The sequence below is a fragment of the Pajaroellobacter abortibovis genome (assembly GCF_001931505.1).
GTDB classification, from domain to species: domain Bacteria; phylum Myxococcota_A; class Polyangia; order Polyangiales; family Polyangiaceae; genus Pajaroellobacter; species Pajaroellobacter abortibovis.
Genome location: NZ_CP016908.1, coordinates 57,732 through 80,250 on the forward strand (window position 1 = coordinate 57,732; position 22,519 = coordinate 80,250).

20 protein-coding genes are annotated in these 22,519 nt (G+C 47.7%); 7 read left to right on the plus strand and 13 right to left on the minus strand.

The genetic code is table 11. The features are described 5' to 3' along the window. Position 1: 1 nt before the first annotated feature. Entirely contained in the window at positions 2-1,426 is a 1,425-nt protein-coding gene (locus tag BCY86_RS00300; RefSeq protein ID WP_075275916.1) for a sigma-54-dependent transcriptional regulator, read from the minus strand. Positions 1,427-1,481: 55 nt separating this feature from the next. Between BCY86_RS00300 and BCY86_RS00305 the strand changes: the two genes are divergently transcribed. Together BCY86_RS00305 and aspS are read left to right on the plus strand one after the other, a co-directional pair. Then, positions 1,482-1,997, plus strand: coding sequence for a methylated-DNA--[protein]-cysteine S-methyltransferase (locus BCY86_RS00305; RefSeq protein WP_075275917.1), 516 nt, complete (start codon positions 1,482-1,484; stop codon positions 1,995-1,997). A gap of 38 nt (positions 1,998-2,035) precedes the next feature. Continuing rightward, positions 2,036-3,919 (plus strand): aspartate--tRNA ligase, encoded by a 1,884-nt coding sequence (gene aspS, locus BCY86_RS00310; protein ID WP_245776271.1) that lies wholly within the window; start codon positions 2,036-2,038, stop codon positions 3,917-3,919. 2 nt (positions 3,920-3,921) lie between these two features. On the opposite strand, the gene BCY86_RS00315 is transcribed toward aspS, so the two are convergent. Continuing rightward, positions 3,922-4,647 (minus strand): alpha/beta hydrolase, encoded by a 726-nt coding sequence (locus tag BCY86_RS00315; protein WP_156864937.1) that lies wholly within the window; start codon positions 4,645-4,647, stop codon positions 3,922-3,924. A gap of 149 nt (positions 4,648-4,796) precedes the next feature. Here BCY86_RS00315 and BCY86_RS00320 point away from each other — a divergent pair, with 149 nt between their 5' ends. The 5 genes from BCY86_RS00320 to BCY86_RS09470 all read left to right on the plus strand — a co-directional run bounded on the left by BCY86_RS00320 (position 4,797) and on the right by BCY86_RS09470 (position 10,089). Next, the gene (locus tag BCY86_RS00320; RefSeq protein ID WP_075275919.1) at positions 4,797-5,810 is read left to right on the plus strand and encodes an NAD(P)H-dependent glycerol-3-phosphate dehydrogenase; all 1,014 of its coding nucleotides are present in this window, start codon (positions 4,797-4,799) and stop codon (positions 5,808-5,810) included. A 124-nt stretch (positions 5,811-5,934) separates the two neighbouring features. Then, positions 5,935-7,074, plus strand: a complete 1,140-nt coding sequence (locus BCY86_RS00325; RefSeq protein WP_075275920.1) for a vWA domain-containing protein — start codon at positions 5,935-5,937, stop codon at positions 7,072-7,074. Positions 7,075-7,306: 232 nt separating this feature from the next. Further along, positions 7,307-8,254, plus strand: a complete 948-nt coding sequence (locus BCY86_RS00330) for a vWA domain-containing protein (RefSeq protein WP_156864938.1) — start codon at positions 7,307-7,309, stop codon at positions 8,252-8,254. 112 nt (positions 8,255-8,366) lie between these two features. Further along, positions 8,367-9,536, plus strand: a complete 1,170-nt coding sequence (locus tag BCY86_RS00335) for a vWA domain-containing protein (protein ID WP_075275922.1) — start codon at positions 8,367-8,369, stop codon at positions 9,534-9,536. Between the two features lie 412 nt (positions 9,537-9,948). Next, positions 9,949-10,089, plus strand: a complete 141-nt coding sequence (locus tag BCY86_RS09470) for a hypothetical protein (protein WP_156864939.1) — start codon at positions 9,949-9,951, stop codon at positions 10,087-10,089. A 71-nt stretch (positions 10,090-10,160) separates the two neighbouring features. Here BCY86_RS09470 and BCY86_RS00345 read toward each other — a convergent pair whose 3' ends face one another. From BCY86_RS00345 to BCY86_RS00395, 11 genes are all read right to left on the minus strand, one after another. Beyond that, complete coding sequence (locus BCY86_RS00345; protein WP_075275924.1) at positions 10,161-10,610, minus strand: hypothetical protein; 450 nt, start codon at positions 10,608-10,610, stop codon at positions 10,161-10,163. A gap of 19 nt (positions 10,611-10,629) precedes the next feature. Continuing rightward, the gene (locus tag BCY86_RS00350; RefSeq protein WP_075275925.1) at positions 10,630-13,551 is read right to left on the minus strand and encodes a PD40 domain-containing protein; all 2,922 of its coding nucleotides are present in this window, start codon (positions 13,549-13,551) and stop codon (positions 10,630-10,632) included. Positions 13,552-13,649: 98 nt separating this feature from the next. Beyond that, positions 13,650-14,492 carry a PilZ domain-containing protein gene (locus BCY86_RS00355; protein WP_075275926.1) on the minus strand — a complete coding sequence of 281 codons (843 nt, stop codon included), beginning with the start codon at positions 14,490-14,492 and terminating at the stop codon, positions 13,650-13,652. A 213-nt stretch (positions 14,493-14,705) separates the two neighbouring features. Further along, complete coding sequence (locus BCY86_RS00360; protein ID WP_075275927.1) at positions 14,706-15,821, minus strand: DHH family phosphoesterase; 1,116 nt, start codon at positions 15,819-15,821, stop codon at positions 14,706-14,708. A gap of 1,406 nt (positions 15,822-17,227) precedes the next feature. Next, a complete protein-coding gene (locus BCY86_RS00365) occupies positions 17,228-18,442 on the minus strand; it encodes a ubiquitin carboxyl-terminal hydrolase (protein WP_172824747.1) in 1,215 nt (404 codons plus the stop codon). A 131-nt stretch (positions 18,443-18,573) separates the two neighbouring features. Then, entirely contained in the window at positions 18,574-18,813 is a 240-nt protein-coding gene (locus tag BCY86_RS00370; RefSeq protein WP_075275929.1) for a hypothetical protein, read from the minus strand. 54 nt (positions 18,814-18,867) lie between these two features. Further along, positions 18,868-19,893, minus strand: a complete 1,026-nt coding sequence (locus BCY86_RS00375) for an HDIG domain-containing metalloprotein (RefSeq protein ID WP_083604070.1) — start codon at positions 19,891-19,893, stop codon at positions 18,868-18,870. 141 nt (positions 19,894-20,034) lie between these two features. Beyond that, a complete protein-coding gene (locus BCY86_RS00380; protein WP_075277484.1) occupies positions 20,035-20,385 on the minus strand; it encodes a BolA family protein in 351 nt (116 codons plus the stop codon). Between the two features lie 61 nt (positions 20,386-20,446). Further along, positions 20,447-20,938: a dihydrofolate reductase gene (locus BCY86_RS00385; RefSeq protein WP_075275930.1), complete on the minus strand. Its 492-nt coding sequence runs from the start codon at positions 20,936-20,938 to the stop codon at positions 20,447-20,449. Positions 20,939-20,943: 5 nt separating this feature from the next. Beyond that, on the minus strand, positions 20,944-21,783 hold the full coding sequence (locus tag BCY86_RS00390; RefSeq protein ID WP_075275931.1) for a thymidylate synthase: 840 nt from the start codon (positions 21,781-21,783) through the stop codon (positions 20,944-20,946). A gap of 39 nt (positions 21,784-21,822) precedes the next feature. Then, complete coding sequence (locus BCY86_RS00395) at positions 21,823-22,446, minus strand: CDP-alcohol phosphatidyltransferase family protein (RefSeq protein WP_075275932.1); 624 nt, start codon at positions 22,444-22,446, stop codon at positions 21,823-21,825. Between the last annotated feature and the right edge of the window lie 73 nt (positions 22,447-22,519).

Below are 22,519 nucleotides of genomic sequence, written 5' to 3' on the forward strand. Positions count from 1 at the left end.
ATTACCTGCCTTTTTCGTTATCCTCTTCTCGCAAATGGAGTTCTTTAATTTTTAATTGAAGACCTTTGCGAGAAATTTTAAGCAAACGAGCAGCATGAGTGACATTGCCATTGGCTTGCATGAGAGCACGGCTCACAAGCTCACGCTCAAGGCGGATCGTCGCAATCTTGATATGCTCTTTGAGCCCTCCATCTTGACTTACAGGTAGGGTCTCCTCTTGTTCCATCTCGGGATTCAATGAAGTTGAAGAAGGGGGATCCTGGATTTCGATGGATAGATCGCTGCAACGAATTCGCTCTGTATCGCAAAAGAGGACAGCTCGTTCCATCACGTTTTCGAGTTCTCGAATATTGCCTGGCCAGGTGTAAGCGCAGAGAAGATCTAACGCTTCGGGTTCGATTCCGTGAATAGCCTTTTTAAGACGCCCATTGAATTTTATGAGAAAGTGCTCTGCGAGGATGGGGATATCTCCGGTTCTTTCCCGGAGGGAGGGGAGGCGTATGGGAACAACGTTGAGCCGATAATACAGATCGTCTCGAAAGGCTCCTGCCCCGATCAACTTTTTTAAGTCTCGATTGGTCGCTGCTACCAGACGCACATCTACACGCATCGTTTTGATCCCTCCTACGCGTTCGAACTCACTCTCTTGAAGTACACGGAGGAGTTTGACTTGCATCTCCATTGGGACCTCTCCGATTTCATCGAGGAAGAGAGTCCCTCCATGAGCCAATTCGAAACGGCCTGGTTTTGAGTGCACAGCACCTGTGAAAGCCCCTCGTTCATAGCCAAAGAGTTCGCTCTCGATCAACTCTTTTGGGATAGCCGCACAATTCAATTTGATAAAGGGTTTGTCTTTCCGGGACGAGTGTTCGTGAAGTGCTCGCGCGACAAGTTCTTTGCCTGTGCCGCTTTCCCCGACAATCAAAATCGTGGTGGGGGTATCTGCGACTCGCTTGAGTATAGTGTATAACTCTATAATTTGTGGGGAATTCCCGATAATTCCAAAGCAAGTATTCGCTGCGGCTTGGATCGAAGCTTCTTTCCCTGCAAGAAGTCGTGTGCGGAGCGCTTTCGCTACAATTTGACGCAGATCATCCTTGTCGAAAGGCTTGGTGAGATAATCAAAAGCGCCTAACTTAAGCGCCTCTACTGCTGTATCGATGGTACCGTGAGCTGTAATCACTACAACGGGTAGGTACGGGTCTTCTCTCAGTGCTTCACGCAAAAGCGTCATCCCATCCATTTTTGGCATTTTGAGATCGGTGATCATCAAATCGATATGGTTTTCTCGAAGAAGCTCTAGCCCTTGCTCCCCCTCTTTTGCTGTCAGGACGTCATAGCCTTCGCGGGAAAGTTGAGCGGAGAGAATGCGTCTCAGATTCGCTTCATCATCAACAATTAGGAGTTGCTTTTTTTCGGGAAACATGAACAAGAAAAAGTATAGTCAAAAGCCTTGAGAGAAAAAAGAACAGCGGCGTTGAATGGTGTTTTGCTATACTTTTTTCGATGTACCTATCGGTTCTTGTGCTATGGTTTGGTGTGAAGCAGGTGGAATTGTGCGCCTTTTTTTGCCGGACAATTCTACGTCGCTCCAATCGACAATCGAGACGCGATGGCCGGATGCCCAAAACGTCCACCCGAAAGGTGAAGTGCTTGATGTCATCAAAGGGGTCGGAAGTTACTTCACGGAAGGTCGAGAGGTCCCTTTGACCCCGCTTCTGATGATGAAGCACATGCCTTCTTTTTACCAGCGGGTCTATCAACGCACACAACGGATTCAGCGAGGAGCTGTTGCCACTTATAAAGAGATCGCCTCAGATGTCGGTTCTCCTCGTGCTGCTCGTGCGGTGGGGCGAGCAATGTCGCTCAATCCGTTCCCTCTTTTAATCCCGTGTCACCGCGTTCTTAAGTCGAATGAGCAATTAGGTGGATTTTCTGCACCTGGGGGGACTTCTTTGAAAGCTCAATTACTTGCTATGGAGGGGGTTAAGCTTTAGAAAACAATTGCATGTCAAGCGAGGAGGCTACCTTGAGTCTGTGGATTGAAGACGAGCGCTGGAAGAGGACCCATTACGCAGGGGCGGTTCGCAAATGTGATGTGGGGCAAGAGGTGGTTCTGTTTGGTTGGGTATCCAACTATCGAGACCACGGAGGTTGTCTTTTCGTCGATTTGCGGGATCGAGAGGGAATTGTTCAGCTTGTATTTGCTCCACAGTGTCGAGGTTATGGGGATTCTCCGAAGGAAGCGTATGCCGCTGCACAGGCTCTCAGAAATGAATGGGTGATCGGAATCCGGGGGCTTGTGGTGGAGCGTGGAGCTACCCGTAACCCCCGATTGCCTACAGGGGATATTGAGGTGCAGGTCATCGCTGTGACGGTTCTCAACAAAGCAGCTCCTCTTCCCTTCGAGATCGGGGATTCTGCTTCTGTTCATGAAGATAAGCGTTTGCAGTACCGTTATCTGGATCTGCGTCGCCCTTCGCTTCAAGAATCTCTGCGCAAGCGCCATCAAGTCTATCAGATCACCAGGCGGTATCTCGATCAGCAAGGGTTTCTCGAGTTGGAGACTCCTATTCTAGCAAAGTATACACCAGGTGGGGCGAGAAATTTTTTGGTCCCGAGTCGGATGCATCCGGGTAAATTTTTTTCTTTGGCAGAAAGCCCTCAGCTTTTTAAACAACTCTTTATGGTTGCTGGACTTGATCGCTACTTCCAAATTGTGAAGTGTTTTCGCGATGAAGATCTGCGATTGGACAGACAACCTGAGTTTACCCAGATCGACTTAGAGATGTCGTTTGTCCATCAGCGTGATATTTTTAGTCTGGTTGAAGGTTATCTATTCGCTCTTTGGAAAGAGGTGTTGGGCATTAATCTCAGTCAATGGTATCCCACAGGTCACTTTCCTCAGCTCTCTTTTTCCGATTCGATGAACCGCTATGGCAACGATAAGCCCGATTTGCGTTTTGAACTCGAACACATCGATATGACTGCGTTGATGGTGGAGCTCGGGGGAGGGGGAATCCCTCTTTTCAAGGGTATCGCTGCATGCTTTCAGAACGGCTCCTATCGGCTTGAACTGCCTGCAGAGATTATCAAAATGATTAAGATTCCTTCTAAGTTCGCTTCTAAGTTTTCGCGATCCGATCTGGATAAGCTCGAAGGATATGCAAAAGGTATGGGGGCAACAGGGCTAGGTCGAGTCAAGATAGACGAGGGGGGAACATGGGCCCAATCGCCATTTGCTAAGCAGATAGAGCCTGAAGCGCGTGATGCGATCCATCGCCTGGTAGATGGATATCCGGGCGATATTCTGCTCTTCCAGGCTGGGAAGACATCCATGGTGCATACAGTCATGGCAAACCTCCGCATCGAAATCGCAAGGAAAATTGGTTTGATCCCAGATAAGGGCAGCGGTGGTCGATTTGAATTCATCTGGATAGTGAATCCACCGTTGTTTGAATACTCTGAAGAGGAGAAGAGGTGGGTCGCAGCGCATCACGCATTCACGCAGCCGCACGAGGATTATTTGCATTTGTTGGACAAGGATCCCGGGAAAGTTCTCTCCTATCGCTACGATCTCGTATTGAATGGCTATGAGATCGGAGGAGGGTCCATCCGGATCCACGATTCCGAGTTGCAGCGAAAGGTGTTTGCTGTTTTGGGGATTAAAGAAGAAGAAGCACAAGAAAAGTTTGGTTTCTTGCTCAATGCCTTTCGTTATGGTGCTCCTCCTCACGGAGGGATTGCGCTTGGTATGGATCGGTTGGTGATGTTGCTTACAGAAGGGGAAAGTCTGCGCGATGTCTTACCGTTCCCCAAGACGCAAAAAGGATCCGATCTCATGTCCAGCGCACCGACAGCGGTCTCTCCTCGCCAACTCAAAGAATTCTCCATCAAGAGCACTGAACCAACCGGTTGATTCTATTGAACCGAGGAGGACAGCATTTTCTCTAGAAATGCTTTTAGCTCTATTATGACTGCTGGGCCGATGATGTGCCCTCCTTCAAAGGGGCACCACGTTGTCTTGAGATGCTTCTGTTCCATCTTTTGGTGGAGCCTTACCCCCCCTTCGAAGGGTAGGATTGGATCAGAATCACCGTGGCTTTGAAAAATAGGCAAGTTCATTCGCCGAGCGATCCCTTGTTCCCATTCGTTTTCTGCAACTATGGTTCCCGAAAGCACTATGAGGGCGGATAGGCGACGGTCGAGGCAAAACGCTAGGTCACAGGAGAGGATGGCCCCTTGGGAAAATCCTCCTAGAATGAGCAGAGAATGGTGGCCGTGAAGATCATGTTCGATCGCTTCCAACACCTGAGACAGGTACGCTCTCGCTTCATGGAGGCCGTTTGGTACTTCTTGCGCGAGCTCTGCACCGCGATGGTTTGCTAGCATGGTCTGAAGGTGGCCCAGATCGATCATCCACCAGGCTCGCCCTGAATGGAATCCTGATTCCAAAGGTAAGGGTGCTTCGGGAAAGACCCATCGCACTTCATTAGGGAGGCTAAGCGTGCTAGCTAAAGGGGCAAGGTCGTAAGGATCTGCTCCAAAACCGTGCAAAAGGACACAAATAGGCCCTTTTCCTCCCCCTTGATGGTCAGTTCCTCCTGCAAGGAGTGCTTGTGCAGGGCCAAATTTTCGTCGAATCATGATAACCTGTAAGACCAAGTCACACGCGGAAGCCACACTCTTTTTTCTTTATGCATCAGGGATACCTTGAAATCTACAAAAACAGAGGAATGCAAAATCAAAAAAAATGATTGTCCTTACAAAATGTTGCTCTTTCAAGATACAAATCCATGAATAAAGTGGCCATTTTCGGTTCTGGGGCGTGGGGGACTGCACTTGCGATCCATGCAACAAGAAGAGGGCATGCGGTCAATATATGGTCTTTTGAGCAGGAAATAGCTGATGAGATTTCTTCTGATCACCGAAATACGGCTTACTTGCCTGGTGTACAGCTCCCTGCGGTGATTCAGGCTAGTGTTGATGTAGAAAAAGTCAGTGCCGATGCCGATATTGTGATTCTCGCACCCCCCTCGAGATATTTTCGTTCTGTAGCCAACCTGCTCCGCAAAAATCTTGCCAAGCATGCAATCGTTGCAATCGCGTCCAAGGGAATTGAGGTAACAAGCCATCAATTCTTGTTTCAGATTCTTGAGGAGGCGTTGCCTGAAGTGAGCTCGGAGCGGTACGTTTGCCTATCGGGGCCTACTTTTGCAAGAGAGGTGGCAAAAGGCCTCCCGACGGATATCGTTGCCGCGTCCAAAGGGGCGGAAGCGGCTCAAAGAGCGCAGGGGATACTTCATGCTCCTACCTTTCGAGTATATCGCAGTGAGGACCCGATGGGTGTTGGAATCGGAGGGGCAATTAAGAATGTGATCGCTATTGCAACAGGGGCTTGTGACGGTTTGGGTCTTGGAAACAATGCGCGGGCTGCTCTTATCACCCGCGGCCTTGCAGAAATGGTTCGCTTGGGGGTTGCATTGGGAGCGAATGCGCTGACCTTTTTAGGACTTGCAGGGATGGGTGATCTTGTTTTGACCTGTACAGGTGCTCTCTCGCGCAACCGAACGTTGGGGATGAAAGTCGCTGAGGGGATAGATGCAAAACAATTCCTCGCGAGTCAGAAAACCGTAGCCGAGGGATTTTTCTCTGCGCACGCAGCTTATAAGCTTTCTCAAAAATACGGTGTTGAAATGCCTATCACAGAGCAGGTCTATCAAGTTCTCTATCAAGGCCGCCCGCTCAAAGCGGCGATGCATCGGCTTATGGAGCGTTCATTCAAAGAAGAATTAGCCGGTATTGAATGATATTCTCCCTCTTACCTCTCACATGGAAATTTCTTCTTGTGTTTTTCTATCGAGCGAGTTAGGTAGAGCTTGATTTTAAGTGTGTTTACAACTACACCAAGGCACTATAATGTACTTCCTTATAATGAAGAGCTGCACAAAGCGGCGGCTCCTTTTTTGTTTTGTTCTTATCGGTTGTTCTGGAAGTCACTCTAGCAATCATACAAGGGATGGAGGGCTAGATCCCTCTTCACAGCATCAGAGGCATGGAGAGGGTGGGCTGTTTGTGATCGATGCGGATTCCAATCCTTCAGAAAAAGAAGAGCCTTGCAATGACTTTGATATAGAAGCGCAAGTGATGCCTCTTAACTTAATGGTTACTTTTGATCGCTCAGCCAGCATGAACGGTGGTGATCTCTACTCCATGTGTAGGGATGCTTTGAAAGGATTCTTTTTGGCTTTTAATGGGAGTGATGTTCAAGCGTCGCTTATCTTTTTCCCTAGTGCTGGTGTTGAATCTCGTTCATACAGCACGATCGGTTGTGATGTGAGTTCATATGCAAATCCTACAAAAGACTACTTTGTGCCTCTCACAAAGCTACCGACTCATCTGTTTGATGATGCGTTGAGCACGATTCCAGCGGATGGATACATCACTCCCACCTTGCCCACTCTTTTAGGAGTTTTTTCTTTGATAGACACATGGAAGCAGCAACAACGTGATGCCCGGTTTGTTCATCTTTTGATCAGTGATGGAAAGCCTACAGGTTGTGGTGCGCGTCGTTATAATATTGGGGGACGAGAGTATAGCAATGATATTGAAGGGGTTCGTGCTGCAGTTGAAAGGGCATACAAACAGTTCGATATCCCTACGTATGTGATCGGTCTGGGGGAGGACCTTGATGAAATTGCAGAGGTTGGAAATAAAACCAGGAAGGCTATCTACATCAATCGCAACGATCCGGCTGTTGCTGCTCAACAGTTTAAAAATACTCTTGAGCAGATACGGCGGGATAGCATCCAGACGATTTATAAAATTCCTTCGCCGCCTGTAGGGCGAACCTATAATTTTCAAGGTGTGACGGTAACGTATACACCTCCTTCCGGTTCTCCTATAGAGGTACCCTATTCAGATGACCCTAGTGTTATAGGATGGTGTTATGATAACATAAAAGCCCCTCGGATGTTCGTTCTCAGCGATAAAATGAAGGATTATTTGATTGGAGGTGGAAGGGTTGATTTTAAGCAGCGCTGTAATCAAAATCCTACAATCCCTCCTCGATAAGGATTTTTAGTGGGGGGGAGAAAAGGAGTGCAGGGTTTTCTTGAAGATAAGTACGATCGTCTGGTTAGTTTTGTTGAGTTCAGTCTGGTTAGAATGTGACAAGTCTGGAGAGAAGGAAGCATGCTCGAGACAGAATAATGGTGGTCTGATTTGTCCCAGCCAAAAAGAAGATTCAAGCTCTCACACCTTCTTGCCTAATGAACATCACCAGCAGGAACAAGGGCAACCTTGTATGGATTTTCCGGTGGACATCAAACCTCTCGGATTCAATCTCATTCTCTTGGTAGATGTGTCGTATAGTATGTTTTTCCCAGAACCTTCTTCTTATCTCACTCTTTCAAAGGCGATCAAGGAACTTTTAAAAGACGACACATTTAATAATGGTCGGATTGCTCTCTTTTTCTTTCCACAAGAAAGGAATCAATGGAAAGTTGAGAGCTACCAAACTCCTGTATTCCCCCTGACTCAATTGCCCGCTCCACAATTGCAGAATAAGCTTGATAGGAAGTTCACCAACGGGCACACTACGAGCCTCCCTGCTGTTTTAGGTGCTTACTCGTATGTCGATTCAGAAATGGCTAAAGCTCCAAAGGAAAAGTTCATCTTGCTCCTCGTGACGGATGGCGTTCCTACGACTACGAATGATCCTACAAAACAAAACTCCTATTCATTTAAGGGCTTCTCCTCTTTAAAGAATGACGTGAATGGATTGAAGCAAGTAGTGGGAAGGCTCAATCAGCAATCCCCTTCAATTCTCACTCATGTGATCGGTCTTGGCGATGTAGGTGAATTAGGGAGGCTCTCTGTTTTGAATGATATAGCAGCTGCGGGTGGTACAGGTTGTGCTTTATTAGTTAATAAAAAGAATCCTAAAGAGATTTCTGAGCAATTCCGAGAGACTATCAAGAAGGTGCAGGCTGAAGCGTGGGAGGGAGTTTTTTTAATACCGCCACCGCCGCAGGGTCATGTATACAATTACGACAGCATGAGTATGGTGTACCAGCCGAAGGGAGGGGAGCCTATCTTGTTGCCGCGTGGAGATCATAATGGGGAGGGGTGGGATTTTTGTGAAGGTTTCCAGAAAATCATGCTTTTCCCTAAAACTTCTGCGCTGATCAGGGATAATAAGGGGAGTATTCGCTGCAAACAGACGTGTTACCGCGAGGGTCACACAAGGTAAGAAATCAACCAGAAAGTAGAATTGAACGTACGTAATTTCTTGTTCATGTGCGTGGTATGAACAAAACAGTTTCATTGATTGAGCATTAGAATTAGACTAGTTGAGGGATCGTATGAAAGCTTGGATACGCTGCGGAGGAGGAATAGCGATTCTTTTGTGCAGTTTAGGATTGGGATGTGGCTCAAAAGGGAGTACCCCTCCTTTCAATGGGGAAGGGGGGCCAACTCCAGGTCGGCCTGAAGAGGGTGTAAGGCCAGATGGTAGCGGAGGGGGCCCGATCCTCTGTGATCATAGCGGTGTCGATATCCAGGATTCCTGCATCAGTCTTACCGGAAAGCCAGAGCCCATCCCCATCAATCTAGTTATGGCGGTTGATGTGTCGGACAGTATGTTTTTTCAGTCAGGCTCCTCTTCCAACACGTACGATTCGATCTCGAAAGTATTAGAAAAATTTTTTTCTGACCCTGCGAGTAAAGGATTTAAGGTATCTCTTCTCTTATTCCCGACGGGAGGGAATCCCTGTTCAGAAAGCACTTACGAACAACCTACTGTTTCGCTTACCCCTCTTCCTTCTACTAATCTTGCGAGTGCTATTGCCAATGAGGCGAAGAAGCAACACAACAATGGTTCATGCACTCCAACTGCTCCTGTGACGGTGCAGGCTATTCAGATGGTCAACAGCATTCAAGCGCGCACCTCGGAAAAAACATTTTTCGTACTTGTCACCGATGGTGAGCCAGCAGGCTGTAAGGGTAAGACCTACCCAGAAGAGGGCTCAACATTCAATTACAATACAACGGATGGTGTTGCTCTCTTGCTGCGGGATGGGCTTAAAAAAGGAGTTAAAACCTATGTGATCGGCCTTGGGCAGGTAGAGAACATCGATAGGATGGCCAGTGAAGGGGGAACCCAGAATGCCTTTACAGTCAATGTAAACAATCCTGAGCAAGCTGCTACCGATTTTGCAAATGCGCTCGCTCAGATTCAGCAGTTTGCAGTGAAGGGGGAATACGTGCTTCCTGAGCCGCCCCCCGGCAAGAGTTTTGTAGCTGACGAAATCAACGTCAGATATACCCCCAGTCCGAAGTCAGGAGGAAAGCCTTTCTACTTGTGTTATAGTGCTGATCTCAAGGTTGCGGATGATGTTTGGGCGTTTGACAATCCCGATAATCCGACCAAAGTCCTCCTTGGCGATCAGATCCAGGACAAGATGATCAAAGACCCGAATAGCGTGGTTGACATCATCCAGGGATGCAAGACTAATTCACCGATTGCAAGGTAGATGTTTGATCCGGAGTAGTGGGGGAGATATGGAGTGACGGTGATCAAGGAGGGAGCTACTGCAGTCAATAGAGCGCAAGTGGTCGACGATTGGGGAAAAGCTCACAAGCGATCAGCGGCAGGCTTCTTAAATTACAGAAGAGAGGGGATATCTTGATGATTCAAGTGTGAGAGAATGGATACGAGTACATCACAACTTCAATCGAACGAGTATTCCGTGTGACAGGGCCAGCCCCTTTTTGATCTTGAAATGTTGAATAGTCGGTATTGCCTTCAGATTCAGCAGGCAAACTGTATTCCTGTATTGACGGGAGTGTGAGTTTGAATCAAAAGATTGGAATTCACTGTCTAATTCTTGTCGTACGGAAAGGAACCATTTCATGGGAAAACGAGATCGGCGTAATTCTTTAAAGATGAGACAAAGAAAGGCGCAAGCAAAGAAAAAGAGGCGTATCCTCAAAACAAAAGAAGAGAAAAAGATGATTAAGGCTCCTGCAAAAAGAATGAGCCGCAAGTCGGCCGCTGCATCCAAGGGCACAGAGGTGGTCGAGTAAAGTCGATCGAAAAGGGGATAAACAGTAGGGGCGCCCCCTTTCATTTAGAAAAGAACACCTCTTCAGGGAGATTAAGGATTGGTTGTGTGCCCAAAGAGGTTAAGATCACCTTCAATATATTTTTCTTGCGTGAGCATCCACCTATTCTCTTCCCAATTCCAATTTTGGTTAATGAGGGTGGCGCGCAGCGCATCATCATTTCTATGAAACCAGCTGACTTTGACTTGGGCTTCGATCTGATTGTCGTTGAGTAGGGTGATGCCTTTGAGTTCCGTACAAAAGATCCGGATCTCCTTCCCCCATTGTTTGTGCCTCTCTAGAAAACTGGCTCTTTCTGACGCAGCAACTTGGCTTGCGAGCAATTCCATCTGGACATCCTCGGAACGCAGACTGATGTTGAAATCGTAGGCTTGTTGTTGCGCACTCGCTTCTGTATTGGGGCGATTTAATTTGCAGGCTAATAAATTAGCACTGAGCATAATCAACAGCGAGAGAGAGAAAAAGTGTTTATGAGAAAACATAGAAAAGTGCTATCTAACTCTAAAATGGTGTGCTCGCCAAGAAATACGTTCGTTGAATCCCTCCTTGAGAAAGTCCATAGCTGTAACCTAGGCGGAAAGTGAGAGGAGAGCTATAGCCGATATGAGAATCAAGTTGTAGTTCTCCTCCTATCCCTGTTTTAAAACGAGCGGTGGAGGGTGTATAAAACGCACTTCCGTAGTCGATAAACGTGTTACCGTGAATTCGGTTGAGAAAAAAGGGAAGTGTTGCGAGGCCGCGGTCGATATTGATGATGGGGAAATGATACTCTGCGTTGAAAAGTATATAATGTTTCCCAGAAAGAATGCCTACAGGATATCCACGCAGGATGATTCCACCGTTTGATTCTGTTTCGTTTAACAGTCCCTCTAGGAAAGAGGGATCAGTAGCACCCCCCACAAAAAACAGCTGGTCAGGTAGTTTTCCGATGGTGAGTCCCCCTCCTGCGGAAAGAGTGAGGGTGTGATGTGGAAGCCAGGGCATAGGGAAGTACGATGCTACGTTTGCTTCCCCTCGGACGCCATCATAGGCGCTTGTAAGGTAGTTATGATTGGCATCGACCCCTATTTTTGCAGTGAGCCCTTTCTCGGGAGTAACACTCCACAAGAAGCGTTGTGTGTTAGAGTAGGACCACCCTACATGCATTTGACTGACTAGCTGTGAAGTCGCATGAAAGCGCATTGCGTAAGGATCCCCTTTTGATGCGGTGATTGAAGTTGGTTCGTAGCCAATGCGGAGTGTGTTGTAGCTTAAATTGAAAGAGGAGTGATCATAGGCACCGGGCATCGGGATCGTGATGAAGGAATTGAATCCTATCGTTTCTCGAATGGCGTTGGGTTCGGAGTTTTGGGCTGCTTTCTTCCATCCTGCTGGGGCTATTCTTCGAAAGGCTCGGATTCCCACGTCAAAGGGGAGCCGTGCGTAAATATAGGAGAAATTCCCTTGCAGCTCAGGCTTGTTCCATTCGATGCGGAATTGAGAGCGAATGGTGTGGATGGACGCAATATCGTTAGCTGCGATGGAAAGGGTGACCGATTGACCAAAATTGCCGGGGGCGGTCTGTGCGAAATATTGTCGCGGTGCAAGCGTGCGGAGAGGTTGATAGTCCTCTTTGGTGAAGGGGGTAGCTGGAGGTTCTGAAGGCGGAGGGGGGAGAGGAGGGGAAAGGGAATAGGGTGAGGGATTAGTCCACTGCTGTTCATCGAGAGGCAGAATAAATAGATCGTATCCCTCGCTTGTATACCCTACGTAGACAAGAGACTTTCCATCGGGAGATACGGAAGGTTGGAAGGCCCCTGTCAGTACATTGGTCACTTGCTTCAGAACACGAGTGTCCAGTGCATAACTGTAGATGTTGCTTATGCCTGATCTGTCTGAGGAAAAGAAAAGGTTTTTCCCGTCTGGGGAAAAACAGGGCCCACCTTCTAAGCCGCGACGGTGAGTTATCGTTTGATAAGTTTTTTTCTCGAGATCAATCACTCGAATTTCTCGGTAGCCTCCTTTTGTCCAGGCAGTGTAGGTGACTGCCCGCCCATCGGGTGACCAACGGGGTGCATATGCCTGCTCAAGGGGTTGACTGGGTAGCAGTGCGCGTACATGTTCTAGGGTGAGTGAACTGCTATTGAAATCTGCAATCTGCAGATAACTGGTTCCGCGATGTTGTGTCACGAATACAATTTGGGTACCGTCGGGAGATACATCGGGCATCTTTGCGCGAAATCCGCGTGTCATCCGCACACGTGTTGACTCGACGCCGGTCACCCCTCGTTGACGGGGAGGAACTGCAAAAAGATCGAAGAAACGAAATAGATTTTTGTGGATGCCCAATGCTTCGAAGACAACCCCTCCTTCTGGTGTAAAGGCAGGTGTGGAGACGTCGTTGGTGCGGAGCATGAACTCTGCTTGGGAAACATGAGTTTGGGAGCTATCGAGAAGATTGGAGGGAAGCTTGATTTGATAAAGGCCTGGTGTAGAGTGACCGTCGCTTCGGTAGTACATAAGCGTGGAGGATTCGGTTGGGGATTCTTGCTTGGAGGGAAACCATCGCGGGTTGCGAGCGATTTGGCCATGTTTCGTTATACGGATCCCTTCCTGTAGTCCATGCGCTCGAATCGTTGCTGCTTCTTCTGCAAACTGCTGTTGGGAGGCTGCAATCCAGTGAGGATAGAGCTCTTCATACGTTTTCCCTGTGGCGTGACGCAAGGCACGATTCAATCCTCCTGGAATAGGCTGGCGGCCGTAGTCCTCGATGATCGAGCGGAAGACCTCTTCACCGTAGGAATCTGCGATCCAATCCATGAAGAATGAACCGTAAAGATACCAGATGTTCCCTTGGGGCCATCGGCGAGGGGGATGGGAGAATTGATCGAGAGAGGCGATGTGATTCTCTAGTACATCTGCCCGCATCATCATTTTCCATTGGGAAGAACGGAGCCGCCCCGCACTTGTGCGCAGGCTCTCTTCCACTACCGCGAGACCTTCGACGATGAAGTGCGGTTGATAAAAATTAGGGACAAGCAATTTCCCAAAAAGCGCATTGATAAGAGCAGGAAGTCCACCGATGCTCTCTCCGTGGACGGCGTGTGTATACTCGTGAGTCAGAAGATCTAAGTACCAATCATCTGGATTCCCTAGCTCGGAGAGTTCCTCTGGAGCTGTTAGAGAAAGTCGAATCGTACTGTAGGGGGTGAGCGTCGCACTCCCATTCGGATGCTCGGATTGATCAGTCAGTACAATTTCCACCCGTTCTTTTGGGTAGATCGCCAGAATAGAACCGATTCTCTGGTAGAGCAACTCGGCGAGTCTTGCAATCCGGAAGGCTATCTCTTCTTCGCCTGAATAATACGTAATGTAGAAATGTTCTGTCTGGAGGCTTTTCCAGAGGAGGGATGGATCATTGGCAGGCCATGCCGACGAAGTCACAAAGGTCGCACTGACAATCCATAAAACAATTCCTCTAAGAAAAACGTTACGGCACAGAGTGAATGACAAAAAACAAAGAGATTAAAATGATAGAAATACTAGGTGTCATCGTGAAATAAAGGCTCTCGATTTTTCACGTAGCGATAAACGAGTTGCTTTGCTTCAGGGCTGATATCTATAAGTTGTGCTCCAAAGCCGGGAGGGGCGTCTTGCCCTGCATCCGAAGCCTCTCGTCTCCATCGGACGATCGCTTTGGCTTCAAACTCATATCCGCCAGGTAGAGCGACTTTAAGCTGCACATGGCTTCCAATTTTAGGCAGGAGGTAGGTGGACACGAACAGTCCTCCATGGTCGATAATATCATTGCCCACTAATCCTTTATAAAAATTGGTTGCACTGTAGGTGCCGAGTGATGCTTCGATGGTTTGAATAGGATTCATAGAGGATTGATTGGAAGCAGAAGTTGAGATTGAGCTAACAGGAGGCGATGGGCCTCCTGAAATAGAAAGTGTTGGTTGAGGATTAGCAATCGGTTTTGGCGGGATGGAAGACAGTGGAGAAGAGGGTGTGACAGGAGCAGGAAGTGGGAAGGAACTCTTTGAAACGGGAGGAGTGGCAGGTGTGATTCCTACAAGGGGTTCGAGAATAGCAATCGCTCGGGTGATTGCACCTGTTGCTGTGGCAGCGACTGCTGGAGGGGAGGGCTGTTGCTTTAAAGAAGCAAGAACTTTTTGGAGATATTGCAATGCTATCGTGATGTAAGGAGTGGTCGATTTCTCATCGGGGATCCCTTCTGCTTGTTGGAGAGTGTAAATCGCTTGCCCGAGTGAAGCGGCTAGTTCTACAAGGGGACGTGGTAGCTGAGGATCCGACTGAAGCGCGCTCAATCCACCTGCAACTAATTCGCGAGCATTTCGTAAAACATTAAGAAAATCGGACACAGCCTGGCCTCTTTCAAACTTCAAGTATAAATTAATGTAGATATAGACCGAATAAAAAAATAAATTGATTCTCTTCGTGATTAAATCGATGGAGGGATATTACCTGCAATTTTGATCGGTTCACAAGCAGTTTCACCATTTCCTTAGGGTCTTTATTTTTTAAGCATGAGGAACAAAGCATGTGAAGTGATTGGGATCCGATGGAAGATCGGATCACGTGGTTTGGTTTTTCGTTCCCACAGCGGCGGTGTGTTCTTCTCCTAGCTGTCGGACGAGTGCAGTCCGCACAGCGGCTTCCACAATGTGCCAGAGTTGAGTGCGATCGGTGGCTCGGCCCAAGAATCCGATTGGGATGCGGAATCCTCCTTTATCTCGTCTCCCTCCTCCAAAAGCGCGTCCCAACTCGTCATACCCAAAAGCTTGTTCTAGCCAAACAGCCGGATCGACACTGGGGGAATGAGTTCGGAGGGAGCCTTCAATAAATTTGTCTCCGACGACACCGTACACAACAACTGTGTCGATGTCTTCCCTGCGCACCAAAAAATCCGCAGCTTGCGCAATTGTATCCCGATCGGCGTCGGAAACAAAACCGACTCCGGACATAGCGAAATTGCGCCGCACGGCTAAAGCAGAAAGGGCTCGCGCGATGACATCCATAGCGTTGGGAGCGATCAGCCTTCGGCTTAGATCGGCAAGCAGGTCGCGGTCGCAGACTTCGGAGACTTGAGCGGCTGCTCGGAAATCAGCGGCTCGGGCAAGCATGAAATCATCTGTATCGGTTGCGAGTCCATGCATCAGGGCAGTGGCTACTCGACGATCCTCTTCCACATCGGGATCCAGTGGGAAAAGTTCAGAGAGGTACTCTACAAAGATAGTTGCAGTTGCGCCTACATCTTGTCTCAGATCGACAAAACGACCTTTAGGAGGGGAAGTGGCGCGATGGTGATCCACAATGGTCAGAATCTCAAGCCCACTGGTGTCTCCTAGATCGGGATCAACATCATAAGCGTCGACAATCGCTAAAAAGTCGACTTTATCCACTTCGCGGACGCTTTTAATTTTGCGTAATTCAACTCCTAACAATTTAACGAGGGCCCGATTTTCTCGGTGACTTAAATCGTGACAATATCCGATCGTGGTGTTGACCCCAATGCGCTGCGCAATATGCGCTTGAGCGAGCGCGCAAGCAATTCCATCCGGATCGGGATGCCCTCGAAGGGCGATTAAAACATGACCCCCTTTTACTAGAGAAAGTGTTTCTGAAAAAGCGCGTGCGCGGTGTTCGGAATTTGGGGCATTTAAGGCAAGACGTCGGGATGGTTCATTCATGCAAATATTCTTCTTTTTGATGAAATACTATCTCTCGTAGAATCAATCTTGGGCGTTTCTTCACGCAAGCAAATGAAAAATGACACTCGCTATGAAGCGACCGGATGATTCCTACGCATTTTTTAAAATGATACAAAATTGTCTTTTCGTACAGTTGGTTTAATAAAATAGACAAAATGTCCAGAAGAGCCTACACTTTTTTAAGAGCTGTAACTGTGAAGAGAAGGGTTTTGTGTGCGAGGAGCATGGATCAATAGTGAGAATGGCCTCATTCTTTTTATTTTCTTGTTAGTGTGGGGGGCTAAGTATCTGTCTCCTCTTGGAGAATGGGTGGGTAAGCATTGGATTCCCAAAAAAAATCCCCTTTCTCATGATGGCCTGATGTGATTCTATGATAGATGAAAACATGGCCTTTTTTGCTTATCTGTTTGAGTGCGTCTTGTTGTTGAATGAAATCCACTTGCTGTCGTTGTGTATAAAAGAGGAGTAGTGTCGGGGAGATTGGGTGAGGATGGGATTCGTCAGTCAAATAGGTTGTTATTGTGGAAAGGGATAATCAATTTCTCAGGGACTGTTGAATGGGTTGTTGTGCTCGCTTCTATCAACCACTGGGCAGGGGTTTGATTGTTGTCCGTTATCAGAAAGGAATGATTGGCTTACAGATATCGACTGATGTCGTCCTGTACAGTTAAAAGGAAGAGCGGAAAAGACATTCGTGCATAGCTTGCGTTTTGATTGATGATTGTAGATATGACTTCGTGAGGAGGTTGAACGAGGAAGTTATAGTGTAGCCCTCCGAAAAGGCTGAAGATGTAATCCAGTGAGTCGTCATTTGGGTGGAAAGGGAATGCCCCACTTTTATCTGTTTCTTCGAAGAAAGTACGGGACTCAACTTGGAAACCTTGGGTGTCCGGAAGGATTTTTCCCTATTAAAAATAGGGTGATAGCTTTCTGAAAGCGGTTTGAAAAACGCATACGCTGCTTCTTGAAAAGCTTGGGGGAAGGGTCGAGTGGGATCTTTTGTTCAGATGGGTGGTTTAGGTCAAGCAGCTTAAGGAAGTTAGGATATTGTAGCGAGAACTTGTTGGTTGCGTTGAGGTAACAAGTGCCTCCCAAATTGGCTAGACCGAGCCCTTTTGAAAGATCGAGGTAGGAAGGGGTTGGCGTAAGAGACGACGGGACCTTTTCCGCGTCTTCGTCTGGAGGAGGTGTAGTTGGAGTTTACAACTCTTCCTCTTCGAGAGGGGAATGTTTTGGAGAGAAGAGGAGTGTGAACCACGCCCATTGGCGCCTACGGTAAGGATGACAATCCATACAAATAGCTTTAATGCAATAGGGGCGCATTGGTCAAAAAAGTCATCGCTTGCTTTTTTAAGAAAGAATGAAGAAAGGTGAAGTTCGAAAGATTATTTGGTGTAGAGCAATAGATAACCTGCTGTAGCCGTTTGGTGGGAAACCTCCTGCTCTTGAAGGGGGGATACGGAGCTATCGTTGTGCAGGAACCATTGTTTCAGCTGAGGCTCGTAGACATAGGCGAAACAATGTCCGCCTGCTAATGACCCGGAGTGTCCAACGACCACTTTAATGTTAAAAGTCTTCGTAGTGTGAATCGTGGTGGGTTGGGACTTGTTGTCTGCAGGTGCATCATAGAGTGAGATCTGGATTTGTTGTGAAATCTGAACCGGGGTCTCAATTTTCGATAGGACCTTGCCAGTAATATCTTTTTTAAATCGCAACAATTGAATGATTAGCTGATCAGGGATTTTCCCTCTTGCAGAAATGAAAAAAGGTTGTTGGAGACAAGTCTGTTTTCTGCCGGGAGGGGGCGTATAGTCGTCTATGAAAGAGCCTTGCAATAGGAATTGAAGGGCCTCCATCACATTTCTAGACGTAGGGGAGGTATCAATTCCTAAAGAGAGCACAGACTGGTGATAAACTGGTGTCAGATTTGTATAACTCGAAGGACAAGATATCCAATCCTGCATATCAATCATTTTTCCATATGCTAATCTATCAAGAAGGAAGCGGATGTATTCAGCTGCGTCGCTTTGATCGCCAGGAATTTTTTCGTTAGTGAGAGCGTAATAGGAATCTTTGATATTGGAGAAAAGGGTAGAAGATTCTTGTTCAAAATATTGGTGATCTATGGGCTCTTGATTGTCGAGAAGGAGCTGATGATTCTCTGCCATTCCTTTGAAGAGAGGAAACATCGCTTTTTTTAGAGAGATACGATCTTGTGTTTGTTGTGATGCTGTAGAAAGGTCTTGGTTGATCTCTGGATCTAGGCTTGGATCGAAAGCAGATGGGGCGTCCGTGAGGTTGGCGAGTAGCTTATGGCTTGCGTTTGCAAAGCATGTATTCCCTAGATTTTGAAGCCCGAGGCCTACACTCCACTTTTGGGTGGAGGGATCGGTGGGTTGCGATTGCGGGTTCGGTGCAGGGGGGTTGTTAGGTGAGGAAGTAGTGGTTTGCGTTGATACATCTACAGTATCATTTGAACGCGGAGAAGTCGTCTCTTCGTTCTTTGATGAAGAACCGCATGCTGCTTCGAGAGCGCTCCAAAAAACGATGGTCGATAGGTGAAGGGCTCTTTTGCTCTTCCGACGAAAAGGATCGGGCATTTGCTTCATTTGATTTTGTCTAAGTTTGCTTCCTTATTAAGGATAGTTCGATACAAAAAACATCTTTTACATTAGTCCCTTGAATGAGGCAATGCCAGTGGCGATGTGGACTTTAATGCGTGTGGATTCTTCTAGGGAGAGGAATTCAGAAAATCGGTCTTTGTCTTCTCTTGAGTGGAGCGAGCGATTGTCGTTTGGATCGCTTGGTAAATTGCGATAGAGAACATCGCAAAAACGATGCACAGCCCTAAGGTTATGACTAAGATATGGCGCCTTTTGATAGAGGGGGTGGGGTCGATAACGAAAGTGGTCTGCTCTGTCTCTGAAAAGGCAGGGATAGAAGGCCTTGAAGTGGAGTGGTGAAAAGTCATGAGAGGGAAGAGGCAGCTTGGGTTCGTTGGTTGTTAAAAACGATACTTTAGTGTTTATAAAAGAGACGATTCCTGAAGTAAATTCGATTGATTTTCAGTAGGGAGAAATCGGGCGGTATGCTGCTCAATGAAAGCAATATAGCAGTCTGCTGATTGATGGGCTTCTATTTCCCCTAAGTCAATAGCTTGCAGCAGCGCCTTTTTAATATACCCCACCTGGGGTGAAGGGCGTAAGCCGAATCGCAGCATCACTTGTTCCCCAATGCCACTTGGCAAAGGGGGTACTTTACTGTCTTCTAACCTCAATTGGTAGACACGTGCCTCAAGCTCATCCAATTGAGCGAGTCCCTGTCGTTTTTTGTGGGGCCGTTTGGTGGTGATGTCTGCGCGCGAAAGGCACAGAAGATCATCCCAGTGATTGGCAAACTCGCGGCCAAATCTTCGGACCGCGCTATCTGTCCAACTGGACGTATATTGATTGGCCCTGAGGTGATGGAGGACGAGAAATCGAATGCTCTTTTTAAGAGCAGTGTCTTTATGAGCAGCAAATAATGCAATGCGCTGATCGAGCTTGTCGAACATGCGTGCCCCTACTTCTGCGTGGCCGAGAAAATGCACTTTTCCTTCAGGGGAGATGGATCGCGTTTTGGTTTTGCCGATATCGTGAAAAAGAGCAGCCCATCGGATTTCCAATCGGCACACAGCCTGAGCGACGACCTGTTTGGTATGCTTCCATACGTCCTTGTGTCGCCATTCTCCGTCTCCAAAGCCGACCATCGCTTGAACTTCCGGAAAGATGGCAGAAAGAGACCCATTTTGTGCGAGTAGCTCAAGCCCATCTTGCGCGTGGCTTCCGAGTAGAATCCGATCGAGCCGCGAGCGGACTGCGTGTACCTCTTGCTCGATAGCGAGCAGAAAATCTTGCCTCTTGGCTTGAAGAGGGGGATCAGAGATGCCTTTCCCTTCTGAATAGAGGGCTGCCTGTTCGAGCACATTGATCGCTCGCTCGATTGCGCTTGATCGAGAAACAGGTGGAATATTCGTCAAAAAAGAGAGAGAGGTTGCTGTTAACGAAGTCATCGAGAGCTTGAAATAGAAAAATAAATCCGGAATGAAAAGAGAGAAAGCGGTGAAAAGTAGAGCTGCAGTCTCCTACACAGCATCAGAAATCCCTAGCGCTTTTTCTATCGAACCCCTTGTAGCAAACTCTCTTGCATCAGGTCACCCTTCTTTTATCCGAGCGCATTCAAAAGATGGGGTTGATTGTGTCGAGGCCTTATGGTGACATGGAGGGGATTCGATAGCACGAGAATCGACCCATTGTTCTTCCGTTACCGTTTGTAGCGTAAGAGCATGGAGCCCCCTTTGGAATTCATCTTTGAGTGATTCGTAAACATAACGGTGTCGTTCGACAGAGTTCATCCCTTGGAACCGGTTGCTGACAATCACAATGTTGAAGTGAGTCTCCCGATCGGATGGTCCAGCATGCAGCTGACTCTCATTTTCTACTTTTAAGTAGATCGGATGGAGGAGCTCTCGGAGTATGGATTCAACTTGTCGCTGAAGTTTCATTTTGGATCCTTTCTTTATCATAAGTAAGAAAATTCTTCAGACAAGGAATCAAGCTGCTCTTTTAGAGAATGCGTTCCCATGTTGAAAAAACCACTGGGTCCATTTGCTCGCGACTTACCTCATACCATTCTTCTAAAGAGAATGGAGGGAACCACGTGTCCCCTTCCACATGCTGGAGGACTTCAGTCAAATAAATACGAGTTGCTAGGGGGAGAGATTGCTCATAGAGAGTGGCCCCTCCAATAATGCGTGGTTCTGGATCGTGTTCCCTAGCTAACGATAGAGCTTCTTCTAGGGTGTGTGCGCTTTCGCATCCTGGAAGGAAGATCGGGCGATGGGTTAATACAATATTTCTTCGTTGGGGGAGAGGGCGTCCTATCGACTCATGGGTTTTGCGTCCCATGATTACTGCGTGCCCTTCTGTAAGCATTCGGAAGTGGCGCAGGTCTTCAGGAAGGTGCCATGGGAGCTTGCCGTGATGACCGATGACACGGTTGCTTGTCATGGCAACGACGAGGATCAGTGGGGCTCTTGTGATGGTAGCGGAGTTCATGAGAATTAAATCGATACTGGGGCAGGGATGGGAGGGTGGGGATCGTAACCCTCCAGCTGGAAATCTTCGTATTGAAAAGAGAAGAGATCCGTAACTTCTGGATTGAGTTTCATCCGAGGGAGCGCGCGGGGTTCCCTAGAAAGCTGCAATTTGGCTTGCTCCGTGTGATTGGTGTAGAGATGCACATCTCCAAAGGTGTGAATCAATTCACCCGGTTTAAAGTGGCACACATGTGCGATCATCAAGGTGAGCAGGGCATAGCTAGCGATGTTAAAGGGGACTCCTAGAAAGAGGTCTCCACTCCGCTGATAGAGTTGGCAGCTCAGTTCACCTTGGTGCACATAGAGTTGAAATAACGTATGACAAGGGGGGAGAGTCACTTGATCCGTTTCTTTCGGATTCCATCCTGTGACAAGCAGCCTTCGGCTTAAAGGATTCGTTTGTAGTTGATGGAGCAGCTGTTGCATTTGGTCTATACCATCTTGGAGGTATGCTCCGGAAGGGAGCAACGTCGCTCCAAAGTTGCGCCATTGGTGGCCATAAATAGGGCCAAGATCCCCTTCTTCTCGTCCAAATCGCGCACATTGTTCTTTGGTGGCCCATTCATCCCAGATGGTTATCCCTACCGTATGCAAGGAATCTACCTTGGTCTCCCCCCGCAGAAACCAGAGCAATTCATGGATAATAGAGCGTACGTGAAGCTTTTTGGTTGTCAGGAGCGGAAAGCCATCTTGGAGGTTGAACCGTATTTGGTGGCCGAAGAGACTCCGGGTGCCTGTCCCTGTGCGATCGGGACGCTCGGGTCGTTCAAGCATGAGGCGAAGCAGAGCTAAATAGGCTTTCACAATCTAGGAGGGGAATGTAGAAAAATGCGTACAATATTACTAGAGTTTAGGAACATGCAATATTTTGCTGATCATAGCAGTTCCGCTTAAAAAATAAAGAAGTGTAATCGGATGAAAAACCCATGGTCCTATTATATAGGCTCCAAAGGGTAGCCTTTCATCAATGCAGTTTGAAGATGCAGCAAAGGCGAGGATAGCTACGAGAATTAAGCTGGTGGGGATCGGGGTGCCTTCGTAATAACGGACTTTTCCACCTTCTCCTGTGAGGCTAGATGCAGTCACATTGTAGCGAGCAAGACGACTCGTTCCGCAACCTACAAAATAGATTAAGATAACAATATCCCATCCCCCTTGTAGGCCAAGGCTAAAGGCGAGCGCAGCGGGGGCTACCCCAAAGGAAATAAGATCGGCTAGCGAATCAAGTTCTTGGCCTAATAATGAGACGTGGTTTCTCCATCGAGCAACGCGTCCATCTGCAAAATCACAGAACAATGCAATGGGAAATAAGGAAAAGGCCACCCATAACAGCTTCATTTCTCGTAGGATGAGGTATTTCATCAGGGCAAAGATGGCTCCTGCGCCGCAAAATCCGTTTGTGAGAGACAGCAGGTCAGCCAAGTGAAAGTCGCGAAGCATAGAAAAATGAGAGGATTTTTTTGTCATAGAAGCTCACGAGGATGAGGAGTCATGGGATAAGAGAACTTGTGGAGCAATCGGTCATTTGGCAAAAGCCAAG

Coding starts and splice junctions, on each gene's coding strand:
- BCY86_RS00300 (WP_075275916.1), bottom strand. CDS start 1,426: ATGTTTCCCGAAAAAAAGCAACTCCTAATTGTTGATGATGAAGCGAAT.
- BCY86_RS00305 (WP_075275917.1), top strand. CDS start 1,482: ATGGTGTTTTGCTATACTTTTTTCGATGTACCTATCGGTTCTTGTGCT.
- BCY86_RS00315 (WP_156864937.1), bottom strand. CDS start 4,647: ATGATTCGACGAAAATTTGGCCCTGCACAAGCACTCCTTGCAGGAGGA.
- BCY86_RS00320 (WP_075275919.1), top strand. CDS start 4,797: ATGAATAAAGTGGCCATTTTCGGTTCTGGGGCGTGGGGGACTGCACTT.
- BCY86_RS00325 (WP_075275920.1), top strand. CDS start 5,935: ATGAAGAGCTGCACAAAGCGGCGGCTCCTTTTTTGTTTTGTTCTTATC.
- BCY86_RS00330 (WP_156864938.1), top strand. CDS start 7,307: ATGGATTTTCCGGTGGACATCAAACCTCTCGGATTCAATCTCATTCTC.
- BCY86_RS00335 (WP_075275922.1), top strand. CDS start 8,367: ATGAAAGCTTGGATACGCTGCGGAGGAGGAATAGCGATTCTTTTGTGC.
- BCY86_RS09470 (WP_156864939.1), top strand. CDS start 9,949: ATGAGACAAAGAAAGGCGCAAGCAAAGAAAAAGAGGCGTATCCTCAAA.
- BCY86_RS00345 (WP_075275924.1), bottom strand. CDS start 10,610: ATGTTTTCTCATAAACACTTTTTCTCTCTCTCGCTGTTGATTATGCTC.
- BCY86_RS00360 (WP_075275927.1), bottom strand. CDS start 15,821: ATGAATGAACCATCCCGACGTCTTGCCTTAAATGCCCCAAATTCCGAA.
- BCY86_RS00365 (WP_172824747.1), bottom strand. CDS start 18,442: ATGCCCGATCCTTTTCGTCGGAAGAGCAAAAGAGCCCTTCACCTATCG.
- BCY86_RS00370 (WP_075275929.1), bottom strand. CDS start 18,813: ATGACTTTTCACCACTCCACTTCAAGGCCTTCTATCCCTGCCTTTTCA.
- BCY86_RS00375 (WP_083604070.1), bottom strand. CDS start 19,893: ATGACTTCGTTAACAGCAACCTCTCTCTCTTTTTTGACGAATATTCCA.
- BCY86_RS00380 (WP_075277484.1), bottom strand. CDS start 20,385: ATGAAACTTCAGCGACAAGTTGAATCCATACTCCGAGAGCTCCTCCAT.
- BCY86_RS00385 (WP_075275930.1), bottom strand. CDS start 20,938: ATGAACTCCGCTACCATCACAAGAGCCCCACTGATCCTCGTCGTTGCC.
- BCY86_RS00395 (WP_075275932.1), bottom strand. CDS start 22,446: ATGACAAAAAAATCCTCTCATTTTTCTATGCTTCGCGACTTTCACTTG.